The organism is Massilia phyllostachyos, from assembly GCF_021044825.1.
GTDB classification, from domain to species: Bacteria; Pseudomonadota; Gammaproteobacteria; order Burkholderiales; family Burkholderiaceae_D; genus Telluria; species Telluria phyllostachyos.
In genome coordinates this window covers 473,910-492,212 of record NZ_JAJNOC010000004.1, presented here as the reverse complement: position 1 = coordinate 492,212, position 18,303 = coordinate 473,910, and the positions used below count along the sequence as shown (strand labels likewise).

19 protein-coding genes are annotated in these 18,303 nt (G+C 66.3%); 6 read left to right on the top strand and 13 right to left on the bottom strand.

The window, feature by feature from the left end:
- Window positions 1–253: 253 nt before the first annotated feature.
- On the bottom strand, window positions 254–457 hold the full coding sequence (locus tag LQ564_RS15430) for a CsbD family protein (protein WP_269143550.1): 204 nt from the start codon (window positions 455–457) through the stop codon (window positions 254–256).
- A gap of 177 nt (window positions 458–634) precedes the next feature.
- Here LQ564_RS15430 and LQ564_RS15425 point away from each other — a divergent pair, with 177 nt between their 5' ends.
- Entirely contained in the window at window positions 635–1,720 is a 1,086-nt protein-coding gene (locus tag LQ564_RS15425) for an AI-2E family transporter (RefSeq protein WP_231058978.1), read from the top strand.
- 150 nt (window positions 1,721–1,870) lie between these two features.
- Here LQ564_RS15425 and LQ564_RS15420 read toward each other — a convergent pair whose 3' ends face one another.
- From LQ564_RS15420 to LQ564_RS15405, 4 genes are all read right to left on the bottom strand, one after another.
- A complete protein-coding gene (locus LQ564_RS15420; protein ID WP_231058977.1) occupies window positions 1,871–2,047 on the bottom strand; it encodes a CsbD family protein in 177 nt (58 codons plus the stop codon).
- 71 nt (window positions 2,048–2,118) lie between these two features.
- A complete protein-coding gene (locus LQ564_RS15415; protein WP_231058976.1) occupies window positions 2,119–2,736 on the bottom strand; it encodes a class I SAM-dependent methyltransferase in 618 nt (205 codons plus the stop codon).
- A gap of 300 nt (window positions 2,737–3,036) precedes the next feature.
- Complete coding sequence (locus LQ564_RS15410; RefSeq protein ID WP_231058975.1) at window positions 3,037–5,082, bottom strand: M13 family metallopeptidase; 2,046 nt, start codon at window positions 5,080–5,082, stop codon at window positions 3,037–3,039.
- Between the two features lie 37 nt (window positions 5,083–5,119).
- On the bottom strand, window positions 5,120–7,735 hold the full coding sequence (locus tag LQ564_RS15405) for a M1 family metallopeptidase (RefSeq protein ID WP_231058974.1): 2,616 nt from the start codon (window positions 7,733–7,735) through the stop codon (window positions 5,120–5,122).
- A gap of 205 nt (window positions 7,736–7,940) precedes the next feature.
- On the opposite strand from LQ564_RS15405, the gene LQ564_RS15400 reads away from it, so the two are divergent.
- Together LQ564_RS15400 and LQ564_RS15395 are read left to right on the top strand one after the other, a co-directional pair.
- The gene (locus LQ564_RS15400; RefSeq protein ID WP_231058973.1) at window positions 7,941–8,081 is read left to right on the top strand and encodes a hypothetical protein; all 141 of its coding nucleotides are present in this window, start codon (window positions 7,941–7,943) and stop codon (window positions 8,079–8,081) included.
- Window positions 8,078–8,359, top strand: a complete 282-nt coding sequence (locus LQ564_RS15395) for a flagellar protein FliT (protein ID WP_231058972.1) — start codon at window positions 8,078–8,080, stop codon at window positions 8,357–8,359. The genes LQ564_RS15400 and LQ564_RS15395 overlap by 4 nt, the downstream gene beginning before the upstream one ends.
- Before the next feature lie 149 nt (window positions 8,360–8,508).
- On the opposite strand, the gene LQ564_RS15390 is transcribed toward LQ564_RS15395, so the two are convergent.
- Together LQ564_RS15390 and LQ564_RS15385 are read right to left on the bottom strand one after the other, a co-directional pair.
- Window positions 8,509–9,456, bottom strand: a complete 948-nt coding sequence (locus tag LQ564_RS15390) for an HDOD domain-containing protein (protein WP_231058971.1) — start codon at window positions 9,454–9,456, stop codon at window positions 8,509–8,511.
- A 388-nt stretch (window positions 9,457–9,844) separates the two neighbouring features.
- Complete coding sequence (locus tag LQ564_RS15385; protein WP_231058970.1) at window positions 9,845–10,894, bottom strand: type IV pilus assembly protein FimV; 1,050 nt, start codon at window positions 10,892–10,894, stop codon at window positions 9,845–9,847.
- Window positions 10,895–10,992: 98 nt separating this feature from the next.
- Here LQ564_RS15385 and fumC point away from each other — a divergent pair, with 98 nt between their 5' ends.
- The 3 genes from fumC to LQ564_RS15370 all read left to right on the top strand — a co-directional run bounded on the left by fumC (window position 10,993) and on the right by LQ564_RS15370 (window position 13,078).
- Complete coding sequence (fumC, locus tag LQ564_RS15380; protein WP_231058969.1) at window positions 10,993–12,390, top strand: class II fumarate hydratase; 1,398 nt, start codon at window positions 10,993–10,995, stop codon at window positions 12,388–12,390.
- A gap of 59 nt (window positions 12,391–12,449) precedes the next feature.
- Window positions 12,450–12,662 (top strand): RNA-binding S4 domain-containing protein, encoded by a 213-nt coding sequence (locus LQ564_RS15375; RefSeq protein WP_231058968.1) that lies wholly within the window; start codon window positions 12,450–12,452, stop codon window positions 12,660–12,662.
- Between the two features lie 131 nt (window positions 12,663–12,793).
- The gene (locus LQ564_RS15370) at window positions 12,794–13,078 is read left to right on the top strand and encodes a DUF883 family protein (RefSeq protein ID WP_231058967.1); all 285 of its coding nucleotides are present in this window, start codon (window positions 12,794–12,796) and stop codon (window positions 13,076–13,078) included.
- Window positions 13,079–13,099: 21 nt separating this feature from the next.
- Here LQ564_RS15370 and bufB read toward each other — a convergent pair whose 3' ends face one another.
- The 6 genes from bufB to LQ564_RS15340 all read right to left on the bottom strand — a co-directional run bounded on the left by bufB (window position 13,100) and on the right by LQ564_RS15340 (window position 18,303).
- On the bottom strand, window positions 13,100–14,737 hold the full coding sequence (bufB, locus tag LQ564_RS15365; RefSeq protein ID WP_231058966.1) for an MNIO family bufferin maturase: 1,638 nt from the start codon (window positions 14,735–14,737) through the stop codon (window positions 13,100–13,102).
- A gap of 3 nt (window positions 14,738–14,740) precedes the next feature.
- A complete protein-coding gene (locus tag LQ564_RS15360) occupies window positions 14,741–15,034 on the bottom strand; it encodes a BufA1 family periplasmic bufferin-type metallophore (protein WP_231058965.1) in 294 nt (97 codons plus the stop codon).
- A 251-nt stretch (window positions 15,035–15,285) separates the two neighbouring features.
- Complete coding sequence (locus tag LQ564_RS15355; protein ID WP_231058964.1) at window positions 15,286–15,474, bottom strand: YjfB family protein; 189 nt, start codon at window positions 15,472–15,474, stop codon at window positions 15,286–15,288.
- A 53-nt stretch (window positions 15,475–15,527) separates the two neighbouring features.
- Window positions 15,528–16,052: a molybdopterin-guanine dinucleotide biosynthesis protein B gene (gene mobB / locus LQ564_RS15350; RefSeq protein ID WP_231058963.1), complete on the bottom strand. Its 525-nt coding sequence runs from the start codon at window positions 16,050–16,052 to the stop codon at window positions 15,528–15,530.
- Window positions 16,039–16,728, bottom strand: a complete 690-nt coding sequence (locus LQ564_RS25845) for a general secretion pathway protein GspB (RefSeq protein WP_269143549.1) — start codon at window positions 16,726–16,728, stop codon at window positions 16,039–16,041. Before LQ564_RS25845 ends, mobB begins: the two co-directional genes overlap by 14 nt.
- Window positions 16,729–16,731: 3 nt before the next feature.
- On the bottom strand, window positions 16,732–18,303 hold the full coding sequence (locus LQ564_RS15340) for an ExeA family protein (RefSeq protein WP_231058962.1): 1,572 nt from the start codon (window positions 18,301–18,303) through the stop codon (window positions 16,732–16,734).

Sequence of the window (18,303 nt, the reverse complement as noted above, 5' to 3'; positions counted from 1 at the left end):
AAGGGCGTGGCCAGCCGCTACCTGGCGAACTATTCCGGGTGGCAGCGATTACTGGATGCGCAAGTGTTGCGTACACCAGCGCAGTGGCTATGTGCTGCGGTACGACAAGTTCAGTGAAGGCGGCTGCAAATACATAATTAATGCGAACACAGCCTTTTTTTTCGTCACCGCTCGTCGAATCCAAGTTTGGATGCACATCCCGTCAACGACAACAGCTGCCCCGAGGCAGCTGTTGTCTACGCTTAAAAGCGGATCAGTGCGGGCGGCGGGTAACGTCGTCCAGCTTTTCTTCCACTTGTTGCTGCGCATCGCCCACCTTCTTCTGGGCCTGGCCTTCGACTTTGGTCGCCTTGCCTTTGGCTTCCTGGGTCGAGCTGTCGATCGCGTCACCGAATTCTTCTTGGATCTTGCCACCGATTTCTTTCAGTTTACCTTTAACTTGATTTTCGTTAATCATGGTCTTCTCCTTGAATTCACATGTCCGGATGGCCATGCATGGGTACAGATTACGACTAGCGGTTAATCTCTTCTGTTCGCGTCCTAACATTGCACAAATGTTACGATTTGCGCGACGTCGAGACGCTGTGGGTGCTAATCTTTTGTCAACGCAACGATGTATTCGATGAGGTTAGCCATGCACGAAAAAGAACATCCAGACCAAGGCCATCATCCTGTCGACCCGCCGGCGACCCAGCGCCGTGTCGCCAAGCGCACCACGGTCATCAGCGGCATCGCCATCCTGTTCATCGCCATTGCCGCCGCGGTCGTGCTGGCAGCCGATGCGCTGCTGCTGGTGTTCGCCTGCATCCTGATGGCCATCCTGCTCTACAAGCTGAGCGAGATCATGGCGCGCCGGTTCCATATGAACCGCAAGATCGCGCTGACCATCGTGGTCGTGGCGCTGACCGCGATCATCGGCATCGGCGGCTGGGCGATGGCGCCGCAGATTTCCGAGCAGTCGACCAAGCTGGCGGAGGAAATCCCGGCTGCCGTCAAGCGCCTGCAGGGCGAAGTCCAGCAGCATCCGCTCTTGAAACGCGTGGTGGACGAACTGCCGCCGCCGGAGCAGATCGTCAAGCAGATGGGCAATATGGTGCCGAATGCCGGCCTGTTCTTCGGCGGCGTGATCGGCGCGCTCGGCAATGTCGTGATCATCCTGTTCGTCGGCATCTATTTCGCGACCTCCCCGTCGCTCTACACGCAAGGCGCGCTGCGCCTGGTGCCGATGACGAAGCGGCCGCGGGCGAAGGAAGTGCAGCAGGAACTCGGCAAGACGCTGGCCAGCTGGCTTCTCGGCAAGGCGGCGTCGATGCTGATCGTCGGCGTCGCCACCACGGCCGGCCTGATGATGCTGGACGTGCCGCTGGCCCTGATCCTGGGCATCATCGCCGGCCTGCTCGATTTCATCCCCTACCTGGGGCCGATCATGGCCGGCATCCCGGCAGTGCTGCTGGCGCTGTCGATCAGTCCGGACCTGGCGCTGTACACCGCCCTGCTCTTCCTCGGTGTGCAAATGGTGGAAGGCTATGTGCTGCAGCCGATGATCGAAGCCAAGGCGGTCGACCTGCCGCCGGCGCTGGTGATCGTCATGCAACTGATCTTCGGCACCCTGTTCGGCTTCGCCGGCGTGGCCCTGGCGACGCCGCTGGCCGCTGCCCTGGCCGTGATCGTCAAGATGCTCTACATCGAAGACGTGCTGGGCGACAAGCCAGCGCAGTGAAGCCCAAAATCAACACCGGGGTCTGACAAACGGACACGGGCGCGACTAATAACAGCTGAGCTTGTGTCCGAATGTCAGACCTGCCCCCGACGTTGTAGTCGGTAAAGAAAAAGCCGCGCAGTGCGCGGCTTGTTGCTGGGGTAAGGAAACTTAGTTGTTGCCCTTGAAGATGTCCTTTACGTCGCCGGCCTTTTCCTGCACCTTGCCTTCGACTTGCTTGGATTGGCCTTCGCGCTGGGTCTGGCGGTTGCCCACGGCTTCGCCGACCTTTTCCTGGATCTTGCCGCCGATGTCCTTGGCCTTGCCTTTGATTTGGTCGTCGTTCATCACGGTACCTCGTCTGTCAGTGGATTGAAGTCCCACCTTAGGCCCCATCGGCACTTCGTTCTGTGCGCCACTTAACACACCGGCTTGCGCCAGACGCTGGCCAGCCAGGGCTGCTGGTCGCGCGGCAGGCCAGCTGAGCGGTAGTAATGGTGGATGGGCGCAAAGCCGGCGGCCGTCAGGTAGCGTGTCCAGGAGTCGAGGTCGTGGTAGCTGCCGTAGCGCGGGCCGTTCCAGCCTTCCTGGTTGTTCCCGCGTGGATTCGAGCTGAACAGGACGCCGCCTGGTTTCAATGTCTTGTTCAGTTTTTCCAGTACGCCGGGGAGCTCGGCGCTGGGGATGTGGAATAGCGAGGCGTTGGCGTAGATGCCGTCGAATTTGCTATCCGGCAGATCGAGGTGCAGGAAGTCCTGTTGCCAGACGTCGCAGCCGCTGTAGGCGCGCGCCATCTCGGCGAAGCGCTCGCTGCCGTCGAGGCCGATGGCGGTGTGGCCGAGGGCGGTGAAGGTTTTCAGGTCGCGGCCGGGGCCGCAGCCGAGGTCGAGGATAGTCCAGGGCGCCGGGGCCTCGATGGCGCCGAGCAGGGCCTCGATGTTCTGGCGGACGTCGTGGTCGATGGTGCCGGCGAAGAAGGCGTCGGCGGTGAGGTTGTAGTGGGCCAGGGTGCGGCGGGAGATGTCGTCGGGGGTCATCGTGAGTCGGTTGTGATACGGCGTGACGAATCGTACCGCAACCTTTGGCCTCCTGCGGCAGCACGTCGCCCCGGCGAAGGCCGGGGCCCAAGTTTGCGTGCGTAGCAACTAACGTATGCTTCTCGACGGATCGACGAGAAATTGGATCCCGGCCGGGATCCAATTTTGCGTGCGTACCAGCTAATCCAGGCGTTTCGACGGATTGACGAGAAATTGGGTTCCGGCCTGCGCCGGAACGACGTGCTGAGGGAGCGGGTGCAAGGAGGCGCAGGCCGGCCTCCGTGCATCCATCCTAACCTCTCACCAAACGCGCACCCGCTGCTCCGGCGCCAGATACAACTGCTGCCCCGGCTTCACATCGAACGCCTTGTACCACGCATCCAGATTGCGCACCGTGTAGGTCCGCCATTGCCCCGGCGCATGCCCGTCAGTGAGCACCGCGCGGCGCAGCGAGGCTTCCCGGGCCTTGGTGCGCCAGCTGCGGGCGAAGCCGGTGAAGAATTCGCGGTCTGCCTCCATCGTCTTGCCGTTCGGCGAAGCCTTGAGCGCGTCGTAGGCGGCAGCCAGGCCGGCCAGGTCGGACAGGTTTTCGCTCAGGGTCAATTGGCCGTTGATCGCCAGGTCGTCGAACGGTTTGTAGGTGTTGTACTGCTCGACCAGCTTCTGCGACGCGGTCTTGAAGTGGGCCAGGTCTTCCTTGGTCCACCAGTCGCGCAGGCGGCCCTGGGCGTCGAACTGGGCGCCCATGTCGTCGAAGCTGTGGCTGATCTCGTGGCCGATCACCGAACCGAGCGCGCCGTAGTTCTGGGCGTCGGATGCTTTCGGGTCATAGAACGGCGCCTGCAGGATGGCGGCCGGGAAGTTCAGCGCGTTCTGCAGCGGCAGGTTGACGGCATTCACCAGCTGCGGCGGCATGGCCCAGTCGGTCTTCTTCGGCTTCTGCTTGAGCTTGGCCAGTTCCTGCATGTAGTGGAATTCCTGGGCGCGGATCACGTTGCCCAGCGCATCCTTCGGCGACACCTGCAGGCCGCCGTAGGACTTCCACTCGTCCGGATAGCCCACGCCCACGTACATGGTGCGCACTTTTTCCTTGGCCTGGGTGCGGGTCGACGGCGCCATCCACTCGAGCTTGTCGATGCGGCGCTCGAAGGCGGTCTTGATGTCGGCGACCATCTTCAGGATGCGCTGCTTGTCCTGGGCCGGGAAGTACTTGGCGACGTACATCTTGCCGACCGCCTCTTCCATCGCGCCATTGGTGGCGGACAGGGCGCGCTTCCAGCGCACCGATTGCTGCGGGCTGCCGGTCAGGGTCTTGCCGAAGAACTCGAAGCGCAGGTCGTTGTAGGCCTTCGGCAAGGTGCTGGCGAACTGGTTCAGGCTGTGGAAAGCGAGGTAATCCTTCCAGGTCGACAGGTCGGTCGCGGCCACCTGGCGCGCCGCACCCGCGATGGCGCCCGGGTGGTAGGCGATAAAGCGGTCCTGGCCTTCCAGATGTGCGCCCTGCATGAAGGCTTTCCAGTCCATGCCCGGGGCCTTGGCGGCGAAGTCCTTCATGGTCCAGGGATTGTTCGCCTTCTGGATGTCGGCGGATTCCTCGCGGCTGGCGTGGCTCTGGGCCAGTTCCGATTCGAGCGCGAAGATCTTGAGGGCGCGCGCCTCGGCATCCTGGTAGCCGGCCTGCTTCAGCACATCGGCGATATAGGCCTGGTACTTGCTGCGCAGCTCGGCCATCTTCGGGCTGTTGTCCAGGTAATAGGCGCGGTCCGGCAGGCCGATGCCGCCCTGCAGGATGTAGGGCACGTTGCGCGACGGGTCGGTCAGCCCCTGGTTGATCCACACGCCGAACAGGTTCGGGGTATTGAAATTGGTGGCGTTCAGCGGGTCGACGTCGGCGCGCAGGAATTCGCCCAGCACGCGCGACAGAGCGGCGCGGTCCTTGATCGCCTCGATCTTCGCCAGGCGCGGCTTCAGGGCGGTAAGGCCGGCCGCCTCGATGCCCGCCTCGTTCATGTAGGCGTTGTAGAAATCGGCCACCTTGCGCGCTTCGGCATTGGCGGATTTGCTGGCCGAGGCTTCCTCGATCAGCTTGACGATGCGGGCATTGGTTTCGTCGGCCAGCGCGTACATCGCGCCCCAGGCGCCGCGGTCGGCCGGGATCTCGGTCCTGGCCATCCATTCGCCATTGGCCCAGGTATAGAAATCGTCGCCTGGCAGCACGGTGGCGCCGGCCGTCCTGGCGGGCGCCGTGGCGGCTTGCCCCCCGGCGTGGACGGGAGCGAAAGCGAAGGCGGCGCCGCACAGCGCCAGCGCAACGGCGGTCTTGATCGGAGTCCAGCTGGTGTTCATAGCTTCCTTTTCTCTTGGGTAAAGTACGACTGTATTGTTATTGCAGCGCGGCTCTTACCTGCGGCAGCAGGCGCGCCTTCTGGGCGGCACGGATGCGCACGCCATTTGCGGCGCGCTCGGCTTCGACAACGCCGTCCGGGCCGAAGTTCTTGCGCATGTAGTTTTCGACCATGTCGGCATGCACCGGATTGGCCGAGCCCGCCACGATGCTGGCGAACAGCGCATTGCGGCCGAGCGATTCCATATTGTTCAGCAGCGCGTCGCGGTTGGCGACGGCGAAGGTCCAGGTCTGGTCCAGGTGTTCGCTCGACACCCCGCCGATGATGTAGGGAATCAGGTCGGGCGGGGTCTGCGGCGATAGCAACATCTGCAGCGTGCGCGCGGCCAGCTTCGGGTCTTCGGCGCTGGTCAGCGCGCGCCCGAAGCGGTTGCGCTCCTCGCTGTTGGAGGCGGCAGCGGCGCGCGCGGCCAGGGCGTCATAGGTGGCGGCGTCGGCATAGCGGCCGGCGGTCAGGGTGACGAAGTCGATCATCGACGGCGGCACCGAAGACGGATTGTCCAGGTAGCGCGCGAAGCGGGCCTTGCCCTGGGCGATGGCTTCCGGGTCGCCCGCGCGCGCCAGCGAAGTCGCCAGCATCCCACGCAATTGCGCATCCTCGCTGCTCTCGCCGGGCTTCTCGTCCCAGCCGAGGGTGGCGAGTTTCGGCCGCGCCAGGTCGATGAAGAAGCGCCGGATCATGGCCTGCTCCGGCTCGCCGCGCATCAGGGTGCTGACGGTGCGCAGGTGCGACAGCAGCGCTTCCCACACGGCCGGGCGCGGCTCGTTGCCGTACCTGCGCGCCAGGTCGAGGTAGCCGTCCAGTTGCATGCGGCCGGCCAGCACCAGGCTCCAGCTGTCGGCCAGCAGGCGCAGGCGGGTGCTGTCGGGCAGGTGCGGCGCCTGTTCGGCCAGGGCGTGGAAGCTGGCCGGGTCGTAATACACGCGGAAATAGCCGACGCTATACGGATCGATTACCAGGGCGCCTTCGCAACTGGCCTGGGTGATCGTGGTCGAGGCGTTGGACAGCAAGGTGGTCCAGGCCTTGCCGTTGACGGTGCCGATCTGCAGCGGCACGTTCCACAAGCGTTTCTCGGCCGGCGGCTCATCGAGGCGATATTGTTCCTGCGACAGTGTGATCTTGCGCTTGCCGTCCTCGCAAGCCTCCTCCACCTTAATCAGGGGGAAGCCCGGCTGGGTGGTCCAGTCCGAGGCCAGCTTCTCGACCGGCTTGCCGGACGCTTTTTCCAGCGCCGCCCACAGGTCGGCGGACGTCGTATTCGAATACTGGTGCTTGGCCATGTAGGCGCGAATACCCTTGCGGAAATTGTCCTCGCCGAGGTAGGCCTCGAGCATGCGCAGGAAAGCCTGGCCCTTCGAATAGGTGATGGCGTCGAAGGCGGCGGCGGCCTGCTCTTCGGTATCGATCGGAGTCTGGATCGGGTGCGTGGTCTTGCGCGCGTCCAGGTTCATCACGTATTCGCGCTCGGCGATGTCGTCCAGCAAAGGACGCCATTCCGGATGGAAGTGCTGGGTCGCTTTGGCCGCCATCCAGGAGGCGAAGCCCTCGTTGAGCCAGAGATTGTCCCACCAGGCCATGGTCACCAGATTGCCGAACCACTGGTGGGCCAGCTCGTGGGCATTGATGTTAAAGGTGAATTTCTTGACCCGCTCCGGACTCTTCTTCGGGTCGTACAGCAGGGTCGGCTCGTTATAGACGACGGCGCCCCAGTTTTCCATGGCGCCATTGAAACCGCCGGGGATGGCGATCTGGTCCAGCTTGGGCAGCGGATACGGGATGCCGAAGTAATGGTTGTAGTAGCGCAGCAGGTCGCGCGATGCCTGCAGCGGGAAGGTTGCTGAGGCGCCCTTGCCTTCGGTAGTGACGACGCCGATCTCGACGCCGTCCTGTTTCGCGGTGATCCGTTCCATCTCGCCCGCCACCAGCACCACCAGGTAGCTCGGCATCTTCGGCGTGTTGCCGAAGGTGACGCGCTGCATGCCCTTGCCCAGCGGCTCCTGCTTTTCGATCGGGGTGGTCGAGTAGGCGGTGAAATTGTCCGGCACGTCGACCGTCAGCTTGAAGCGGGCGCGGAAGGACGGCTCGTCCCAGCTCGGCAGCATGCGGCGGGCGTCGGTCGGCGCCATGGTGGTCGCGATCAATTTTTTATCGGTACCGGCGGCCTTGTAGTTCACGTAGAACAGGCCGCGCGCCTCACGGTTGATCTGGCCGCTGAAGGCCAGGTCGAGCGCGTACTTACCGGGCGCCAGCGGCCGGGCCAGCTCGAAGCGCAGGGTTTGCCGGGCCTTGTCGAGGATGGGCTCAAGGGGGAGCTTGCCGATCTCTTTGCCGCTCAGGCTGGCGGAATCGATGTCCAGGTTGTCGGCGTTGAGCATGATGCTTGATGTGGTCTTGAGGACCTCGATCTCGACGGTCTGGGTGCCGCGGAAGCTGTTGCCGGCCACGTCGGGCATGATGTGGGCGGAGTACTGCAGAGGGACCACGTCTTTCGGCAACTTGCCCGGGGTAGCGGCGAAGGCATACGGCGCTTCGGCCTGGGCGGTGACGGCGGTCAGCGCAAACGCGGCCGCGGCCGCGGCGCGTGCGACTGGCATGTCTCTCATCATTCTCTCTCTCGCAAAGCTATTCTTGGTGTTTTGTTCGTGGCGCGGCGCTCGACGGCGCAACGACCCAGCACGCACTCTATCGATGCCGCCTGGGGTCCGCGCCGGGATTGCGACAGACTGCGGAAAACGCGGCCAGACTGCTGAATCCGGGGATTGGCGGAAAGCATTCTGGACCAGAGCCGCTCAGTTGACCATGCAAGACTGGCAAGATTCCTGTCCGGTCGAAAAAATTTCAAAAAAAATTGCTCGCAACCCTAAAGTTCCGGAAACCGCGTCCGTAAAAGGGAAGACAACCGGCAATCCGCTGGTGAAACTTGCCAAGGCAGCAACATGACCTCGAACGACGTCCTCTCGATGTATGAACACCTCGCCGGCCTCAGCGGCCAGATGAAGGTTGCTGCCGAGACTGGCAACTGGAACAGTTTCGACAAGCTGAACGTGCAGGCGAGCGTGGCTGCCGGCGCGGCGATCGGCGGCGTCCCGGCGCTGGATGGCGCCAAGCGCCAGCGCAAGATCGACCTGATCAAGCAGCTGATGGCGAATGACCGTGCGATTCGCGACGTGACCGAGCCGTGGATGGGGCAAGTGGATCGCGCACTGTGCGCGCACTGATCAAATAAGTTATCCGACCAAGGGCGCCGCTGGCGCCCTTTGCTTTTATAGGGTGGGCGGCCCCCGTCCACGCGGTGATAGTTATCGCAAGAACGCCTCACACGATGATTTCACCGTGATTTGAACGCGTGGGCGGAGGACCGCCCACCCTACTCCAGGCTGCTCAGCTTGCCGAGGCAACGGCGCTGGAAGCCATTCAATCCCTCCATCACCAGCGCATCGTCCTCTTCCACCTTCCCCGCATCGATCAGTAAGCGCAGCTTGGCGATCCGGTCCCCCTGCGCCAGCGCCTGCGCGAGGGGCGCCCCATCCGCCTCCCCTGCCCGCGCAATCGCCTCCGCTACATTGTCCGGAAACTCCCAGTGCCGCGCGATCGCTTCCGACAGCACCCGGCTGCGCGCCAGCAGCTCGACGCCGAAGTCGCGCGAGGCCGGCACCTTGCCGTTCGGACAGACCCGGTCCGCGAGCCGGAACGCCACGATCAGCCCGACGTCCTGCATCAGCCCGCCCAGGCAGGCTTCGAAGATATCGGCCGTTACCCCCGGCGCCATCAGGCTGGCCGCGACCGCGCATTTTTCGGAATGGTTCCAGACCAGCGGCGCCGCCCGCCGCGCGAAGCCGGTCTCGTGCATGCGGATGACGGGACGGAAGGCGACCCGCGCCAGCAGCATGCGCAGGCCGTTCTGGCCGAGCAGCATGATGGCGGCATCCAGGGTCTTGATGGGCGTCATCGGCCGGTAATAGGCGCTGTTCGCCTCGCGCAGCACCTCGGCCACCAGCACCAGGTCCTGCGCCACCTGGGTGGCCAGCTCGCCGGTGGTGACGTTCTCGTCACGCAGGCTGCGCAGCAGTTGCGGGATCAGTTCCGGGATGCGCGGCACCAGCTCGGCGGCGAGCGACGGGTTCTGCGCCAGCTGGCGCACCGCGTCGAGGATCTGGCGCTCGGTCTCCGGCGGCGCGTCGAAGGTGGCGGGGCCGGCGAGCCAGCCATAATAGAGGGCGTCGATGGCGGCGCCGCTCGCCGCCGGGTCGGCCGGCGTATCCGGCGCTGCGGCGGCGCCCTGGGGTGCGTCAGCCTGGCTGTCCGCACTGCTCAACAAACGATTGATCCAATTTTTCATAGTACGCCCGGAAATGCCGGTGGGCGATTGTAGCCTGTCCGGGGGCGGGCGGCGAGGTCCAGGGGCCTTGCCGCCGGCGCCGGAAAAAAACAAAAAGCGCCCGCAGGCGCTTCCGAGATGCGGCCGAGCGCAGGGGCTCGGCCACGGAATGGGGGGGGGAGAGAACGACGGCCAGGTATCTCCTGGTGTCGTCTCCTGCCGGTTGCTGCCGGCGTCCGCTGCCTCGGTTGGCGGGCGGACGGCTTCCGGACACGGGCGTTTCTTCAACGTTACCTGGGTTCCGCGCCACGCTATCGGTGGTGGCTGCGCCAGGTCGCCGTGCCGTCTGTACTCTCGCGAGCACGAACCCAGTATAGCGCAATTCTCAAGCTTGTGTAGACGTGTCGTGCTCGCCCTCTTCCAGGGTCGGCTCGGCCACTTTCTGCGGCTTCGGTTTGCGCTGGAAACGGGTCTTCAAGCGCGCCAGCAGGCCGACCTTCGGCTCGGTGTGACGCACCGTGGCCTTGCCCTTGCGGCGGCGCAGCACGAGCAGGGCGCCCAGCAGCGCCAGCACGGCGGCGACCCCGCCACCGATCAGGCCCCACGGCGTTTCCGCTTCGGGCGGCAACGGCTCGGCCTTCTTTTTCTTCGCCTTGTAGGGTTTCACCGGCGGCATGACGGAAGAGGCGGACGCGCCCATCGCCACCTGCAGCACCTTGACCTTGTCTTCGAGCTGGCCCAGCTGCTCGCGCAACAGGGTGTTCTTGGCGCCCAGCATCATGCAGGCATTGGTATCCGGCAGCGGCTGCGGCGCGCAGGCCGCGGGCGCCTCGGCCACGTGCTTCGGTTCTTCCACCTTCAGCGCTTCCACCTTCGGCGCCGGCTTGGGTTCGGGCGGCGGCGCCGCGGGTTTCGGCGCCGGGGGTTTCGGGCGCGCGACGACGGCGGCCACCTTCGGCTTCACCGCCTGGACGGGCGGCGCCGCCACCACCGGCGCGGGCACGGGAGCGGGAACCGGCGCCGGTGCGGGCGGCGGAGGCGGCGGCGCCGGATTCGGATCCGGCGACAGCCACAGGGTTGCCAGGCGCACGTTGCGCTGACTGCCGTCGGCCAGCTCGAGATACAGGTGCAGGTGCGGCGTGTCGACCGGCTTGAGCGAGGTCACATGCAGGAACTGGCGCCCATCGCGCCGCATCACGGACATGGTCAAAGTCGACAGCACCGGCGGCATGCCGATATTGGCGCCGCGGTAGACGTCCGGATGCGCCAGGCGCACCGCCACCGGCTTGGCGCCGTCTTCCAGCATCAGCAGCTCGACGTCGGCCACCAGCGGTTGGCCGATATAGGAAGTCACCCGGGGTTCGCCGAGCTCGGCCGCGTGGGAGGCGCCGGCCAGCAGCGCGCTAATCAATAACAGTGGGAGGCGGCAAGCCATAGGAAGGTGCGGAGATGCGGAAAAGGAAGCCCAAGCGTCATTAACGGACAATGGGATAAACTCTTTAGCATTCCCAGCTCTCTATCGCACAGGACATCATGGAAAACAGGATTGAAAAGGACAGTTTCGGCCCGATCGAGGTTCCGGCGAGCCAGCTGTGGGGCGCCCAGACCCAGCGTTCGCTCCACCATTTCCACATCTCGACCGAGCGCATGGCGCCCGAGCTGGTGGCGGCGCTGGCCCAGGTCAAGCGCGCCGCCGCGGCCGTCAACCGCTCGCTCGGCAAGCTGCCGAAAGATAAAGCCGACGCCATCATCCGCGCTGCCGATGAAGTCCTGGAAGGCAAGCATCCGACCGAGTTCCCGCTGGCCGTGTGGCAGACCGGCTCCGGCACCCAGAGCAATATGAACATGAACGAGGTGCTGGCCAACCGCGGCTCCGAGCTGATGGGCGGCGAGCGCGGCGAGGCGCGCCAGCTGCACCCGAACGACCACGTGAACATGGGGCAATCGTCGAACGACATCTTCCCCACCGCCATGCACGTGGCCGCGGCGGCCGCCGTCGCCCAGAACCTGCTGCCGGCCCTGGCCCAGCTGCGCGGCACCCTGCTGCGCAAGTCGCGCGAGTTCGAGGACATCGTCAAGATCGGCCGCACCCACCTGCAGGACGCCACCCCGCTCACGCTCGGCCAGGAATTCTCGGGCTACGTGGCCCAGCTGGAATTTTCCGAAAGCGCGATCCGCGCCACCCTGCCCGGCCTGCTGGCCCTGGCGGCCGGCGGCACCGCGGTCGGCACCGGCCTGAACGCGCACCCGGAATTCGCCCCGCGCATCGCGGCCGAACTGGGCTCGCGCACCGGCCTGGCCTTCAAGAACGCACCGAACAAGTTCATGGCCCTGGCCGGCCACGACGCCATGGTGCAAGCCCACGGCGCTTTCAAGACCCTGGCCACGGCGCTGATGAAGATCGCCAACGACGTGCGCTGGATGGCGTCCGGCCCGCGCTCGGGCCTGGGCGAGATCACGATTCCCGAGAACGAGCCGGGCAGCTCGATCATGCCGGGCAAGGTCAATCCGACCCAGTGCGAGGCGCTGACCATGCTGTGCTGCCAGGTGTTCGGCAACGACGTCGCGATCACGGTCGGCGGCTCGCAAGGCAATTTCGAGCTGAACGTGTTCAAGCCGATGATCGCGCACAACTTCCTGCAGAGCGCCCGCCTGCTGGCGGACGGCATGCGCTCGTTCGACGAACATTGCGCCCAGGGCATCGAGCCGAACCACGCGCGTATCGCCGAGCTGATGGAAAAATCGCTGATGCTGGTGACCGCACTGGCGCCGCACATCGGGTATGATCGCGCCGCGCAGATCGCCAAGACCGCGTCGAAGGAAGGCCTGACCTTGCGCCAGGCGGCGCTGCAGTCCGGTTTCCTGGACGAGCAGCAGTTTGACCAGTGGATCGTCCCGATCGACATGACCCGGCCGGACCAGGTCGAGTAAGCGCGCACTACCAGGCGGCGTCAGGAAGCGGCGCCGTCTTTACTTACCCCGAGGATAGCATGCAAAAAATAGTGTTCGATTTGACATCAGAATTCGTCGAGGTCAACCAGCTGCTGAAGCTGGTCGGCCTGGTCGACAGCGGCGGCGCCGGCAAGAACGTGGTCGCCAGCGGCGCGGTGTCGGTCGACGGCAAGCAGGAACTGCGCAAGACCGCCAAGATTCGCACCGGCCAGGTCGTCACCATCGGCGACGTCCAGATCACGGTCCAGTAAGGGCCGGATTGACCGCCGGATCTGCAAAAAAGCGGTGGTCTTATGTTTGCGCGCTAACAAACAGAACCGGGCTTCCTTGTTTATATTTTAAGTCGTGATGATTCAGCAAACATTCGGCTAAAGGTGAAGCAATGGAAACCCCCGCACCCCGCGCTCAGTCGCAGGAACAACTGATCGGCGACCTGCGTCTCGTCATCGAGAACGCGGAAGAGCTGCTCAAGAATACCGACCACTACTCCAGCGCGCTCTACCAGAACGCCCGCGCCAAGCTGGCGCTGGCCCTGGAAGCGGCCAACGAGGAACTGGCGCGTTTCGAAGACGCCCAGCTGGAACGCATGATGGCCGCCACCCGCGCCGCCAACGAGCGCTTCCGCGACCATACCGGCGAGCAGCGCATCCTGCGCGCCTTCCACTGATCTGTTAAAACCCTGAGCGGTTCAGCCGGCGCCGTCTTCGGCGATCACGCCGAGTCTGCACCAGCGCTGCAGCATGGCGCCGATATCCGGCGCCGACGCGTTTCCGCCCTCGCTCCCGCAGCGTTCGAGACCCGCGTCGAGCGCCTCGCCGAAGCTGGCGCCGCTTGCCAGCCGTTCCAGCACCGTCGCCTCGACGGCATCGATTTCCACGACCTCTGCCTGCCAGCGCGCCCGCGTCACCAGCGCCGTGCATGGAACGTTCACATCCGCCGGCAGCGCCGGGCCGCCCGGCTGGTGGGCCTGCCATAGCGCGGCCGTCGACCAGCGGCTGGGCAGGATCGCGACGGCCGGGTGCAGGGCCAAGGCCGCGGCGTCCAGTTGCTCGGGCGTCAGCGCGGCCAGCATCTCGATACCGGCGGGCGCCACGTCCGGCGCCAGCTGCGCCCGGTGCACCGCCCACTCCAGCCGCGCCATGTCCGGCAGATAAGGATACGGCGCCGCCGGGGCGAAACCTTCGAGGAAATCCGCCAGTTGCGCGCCGAAGGCGGCGAGGTCCGGATCCCGGGATGGAAACGCCGCGCCGTAGGCCCGGGCCAGGCCGGCGAAGAATTCCTCTCCCAGCAGTTGCCGGATCACCGGATAGGCGTCCGACAGCGCGCGCTCCCAGCCGGCGTGCAGATTGCCGCGGTAGAGCGCCATGCGCGCCGCGCCGTCGCCATGGAGCCGAGGCGCCAGTTCGCCGTCGAGGCGGCGGTCGAACAAGGCTTCGCCGAAGCGTTGCTGGATCGCGCCCGGGGCCGGGCCCGGCGCGGCAGTCGTTACCGGCACCGACTGCACCTCGAGGGGAACCGGCGCCGTATACGCGGCAGCGATGGCGTCCGCCCGCGCCGTCTCGGCCAGCAGCACGTCGAGCGGCGGCAGGTCGGCATCCCATTCGACCAGCGTCGGCACCCGGCCGAAGCGCTGCAAGGCCGCCCGGTACAAGTCCCACACCGGCTCGGCGACCGCCGCGCCATGGTGGTCGACCAGCGCCAGCGGCGTCACCAGGTGGCCGGCCAGGTGGATTTCGCCGACGCTGCCGGCCGGCAAGGCCGCGATCGCCGCCAGCGCATCTTCGCCGTGGTTGTGTTGGTTGACGTAGAGATTGTTTACATCGAGCAGGATGGCGCAGCCGGTGCGGCGCGTTAGTTCCGCCAGGAACTCGGCCTCGCTCATGGTGTCGGCGCGGAAGCGCACATAGGTCGAAACGTTCTCGACCAGCAGGCGCCGTTGCAGCACGTCCTGCACCCGCCCTACCCGCTCGCACAGCAGGTCCAGCATCGCCGCGTTCAGCTCGAGAGGTAGCAGGTCGTTCAGTTGGCGGTCGGCCAGCGCGCCCCAGCTCAGGTGTTCGGAGATGAGAAAGGGATCGACGGCATCCACCAGCGCCCGCAGGCGCGCCAGGTGGGCGTCCGGAAAGCCGTGCGCCGAGCCCAGGCCGAGCCCGACGCCGTGCAGGCTGAGGGGATAGTCGCGGCGCAGGGTCGTCAGGACGTGCCAGTCCCAGCCTGCGCGGGCGATATAGTTTTCGCTATGGACTTCGAGGAAGCCGACCTCGGGGCGTTCCTCGAGAAAGGCGCGGTAATGCGGCGTGCGCAATCCCACGCCGGCGGCGAGCATGGCTTACTTCTTCGGTTCGGACTGGCCAGGTTTGGCAGCCTTGCCGGGCTCGAGCGAGCCGCCGATCTTGGTGCAGGTGCCCTTGGCGACGAATTTCCATTCGTTCGGGTCCTTGTCGACCGCGGCGACGCCGGCGCAGCCGTGGGTCGCGGTGCCGCAATCGTTCTGGCCGGCCTTGGCGACGCCGTAGCAGGCTTCCTGGTCGGCTTTCGGCGCGCCCATCTGGTCCTGGGCGGTGGCCTGGGCGGCGCACACGCTGGCGAGGGCGGCGGCGATCAGGGCGTGGCGGTGGGTCATGCGGTGCTCCGGTGGCGTGGGGTGAGGTCGCCAGTATTTATCAGGTGGGGGAAAGATGCAAGGTGGGTGATGAGTTAGTGGCTGCGGTGCGAAACTTGGGTTCCCGCCTTTCGCGGGAAGTCGTAGGCGCCAGTGGCGCGTCCGACGGTTTTTAGGCGAACAACTAAGAAACGTATCTCGACACGCACCAGTAGCACGTCGTTCCCGCGCAGGCGGGAACCCAATTTTGCAAAGCTACCAATAACGCCTGATCAAGCCGTCGTATTGATCTTGTTCCCCAAATGCGCCGGCAAATTCGGCTGCGGCAGCGCCGCGAGCAGCTGGGTCGCGGTCGACTCCTGAATCTGCTGGGCCTTCTTCAGAACGGCCAGGTTGACTTCCTGGCGCTGGCCGGTTTCGGCGATGCTGGTGGACAGCTTGGCGATGCTGGACACGTCCATGTGACTCTCCCATTAAGGCGTATCCCCCGGTTACGGCAGCATTGCGAGGAACTTTAGCTTTTCCTGCACATCCATTCATGCAGCCAGCCCAGCACATGATCCAGGTCATTCAGGTCGAGCCAGGCCACAGCCTCCGTACCGCCCGGCCGCGGCGCATCCGACGCCACGGCGACGACGTCCGGATCGTCCGGATACAGCGCCGGCCGGCCCAGGCTGGGCCGGAACACTTCCAGTTTCGGCAGGCGCTCCCATTTATAGCCCTCGACCAGGGTCAGGTCGGCCGGCGCCAGCCGCGCCAGGTGCTCGGCGAGCGACGGTTCGTCCGCGCCGCGCAGTTCGCGCAGGATGGCGACCCGGTAGGGCGAGGCCAGCATCACCTCGGCGGCGCCGGCCATGCGCAGGCGCGCGCTGTCCTTGCGCGGCGGCTCGAGTTCGACGTCGTGGTGGCTGTGCTTGACGACGTTCACGCGCAGCCCCTGCCCTGCCAGGCGGCCAATCAGCCCTTCCAGCAGCGAGGTCTTGCCGCTGCCGGACCAGCCGACCACGCCGAGCACCGGCCCAGGGTCAGTACGCGACACGGTAGCGATAGCCGCGGTAGTTCATGATCGCCGCCTTCGGCAGCAGGCGCTCCAGCACCAGGCCCGGGGCGACCTCTTCCCCTTCGCGGCGCAGCATCTTGTCGACCAGCAGCAGGCGTTCAGCCGGGTTCGGCGAATAGATGTAGCCGCCGAAGGCGACCTTCGGCACGTCGCGCTGCACCGCGTCCGGCAGCGCCGCGAGCGGGCCGACGTTATCGTCCGCATTGGGCGCCGCCCCGACCAGCACCGGACGCGCCGGTTCCGGCGCCGCCTCGACAACCGGCGGCGCTGCAGGGCGCGGCGTCGCCAACTTCGGCGCCGGCTTCGGCTGGGCCGGGACCGGCTTCGGCTTCACCGGCTCGGGCGCCGGCGCTTCCTGCACCACCGGCGCCGGCGGCACGGCGACCGGCGCAGCCGGCGCAACTGGTGCAACTGGTGCAACCAGCACCGGCGCAGCGGCAACCTGCACCGCCGGCGCAGGCGCCGGCTGGCGCAGCAGGAACACGCCGGCCGCCGCCAGCCCGACCACGGCCAGGCCCGCGCCGATCGCCACGTTCGTGCGCTTGGCTCCGGCCGGCGGCGGCGCATACATCGGCGGCGGCGCGTGGATGGTCGGGGCGTTGCCGAGCTGGCGCTCCGCCTGGGCCTTCTTGAGGGCGTCGAGGATATAGGACATGCTTTATTTTCCCTGTGCGGCCGCCAGCAGGCGCGGCTCCGGCACGCCGGTGAGCTGGTTCAGGCGCATGAAGGTGCGCGGGCCGGCCACGCCGTCCGCCTTCAGGTCTTGCGCGGCCTGGAAGCGGCGCAGCCATTCGCGGGTATTGGCGTCGAACGGACGGTCCGCCTTGGGGGCGGCTGCCTTGTTGATCTCGGCCAGGCGGGCGTTCAGCCAGTCGACGTCATGGCCGCGGTCACCTTCCGCCAGCTGCTCGCGAAAACCGCGCGGCATGCGCCAGAAAGTGGTGAACTCGCCGCCGAAGCGGGCAACGAAGGTGGCCAGGTCGATGCGCTCGCGGCGCGCGCCGGCGCTCAGGGTGACGCTGTCGGCGTCCATCGCGCTCAGGATCGCGTAACCGGTGCGCGGGCCGTCGTGCAGGGTGACCACCGCCGGCCGGTCCAGCAGGCGCAGCTCGTACAGGCCGCCGCGCCCCTGGTGGCAGCGCAGGTTGACGCGCAGCGCCGCTTCGCAGGGATCGGCGCCGGCCAGCGGTTGGCCCCACAGGGCGGCCAGTTCGCGCAGCGCATTGGCTTCATTCGCCTGCACCGGCGGCACCGTCGACGGCGCGGCGGGGCGCACGGCCGGCGCCGGGGTCTTCGCCGGCGCGGCGGCGGCCTGCGGCGCAGCCCGGTGCGATGGCAGCGCCTGCCAGGCCGCGGCGCTCAGCGCCACCGCCGCCAGCACCCCGCCCACGGCGAGCGGCGCCCGCAGCGGCCGGCGCGGCGCCGGTTCGCCCGCGAACACTTCCTCGGCCGCCTTGTTCAGGATGCGGCGCGTCACCTGCGGGCTGTTCTCGACATAGGCGCCGAGCAGCGCGCGGTCGCACAGCAGGTTGATGCGGCGCGGCACGCCGTGGGTCTGCGCGTGGATCGCCGGCGTCAGCGCGGGCGGAAACGGCTGCCCGCCCGCTCCGGCCACAGCGAGGCGGTGCGCCACGTAGGCGCCGGTTTCGCCCTCGGACAGCGGCCCCAGGTGGTAGCGTGCGATCACGCGCTGGGCCAGTTGTTCCAGCTCCGGCCGCGCCAGCATGGTGCGCAGCTCGGGCTGGCCGATCAGGATGATCTGCAGCAGCTTGCGCTCGTTGGTCTCGAGATTGGTCAGCAGGCGCAATTGTTCCAGCACCTCGGCCGACAGGTTCTGGGCCTCGTCGATGACCAGCACATTGTTCAGGCCCTGCGCGTGCGATTCCAGCAGATAGCGGTTGATCGCATCGACATGGGCCTTGAGGCCGGCCCCGGGCACGTCGACGCCGAGCTCGTCGCACACGCTCTGCAGCAATTCCTCGACGCTCAGGCGCGGATTGAAGATATAGGCCAGCCGGCAATTGTCCGGGATCTGCTCGATGAAGCAGCGGCACACGGTGGTCTTGCCGGCCCCGATTTCCCCGGTCAGCAGCACGAAGCCGCCGCCGCTGCCGATCCCGTACAGCAGGTGCGCCAGCGCCTCGCGGTGGCGCTCGCTCATGAACAGGTAGCGCGGGTCGGGCGCGATCGAGAACGGCGCACCCTTCAGGTGGAAATAGTGGTTATACAT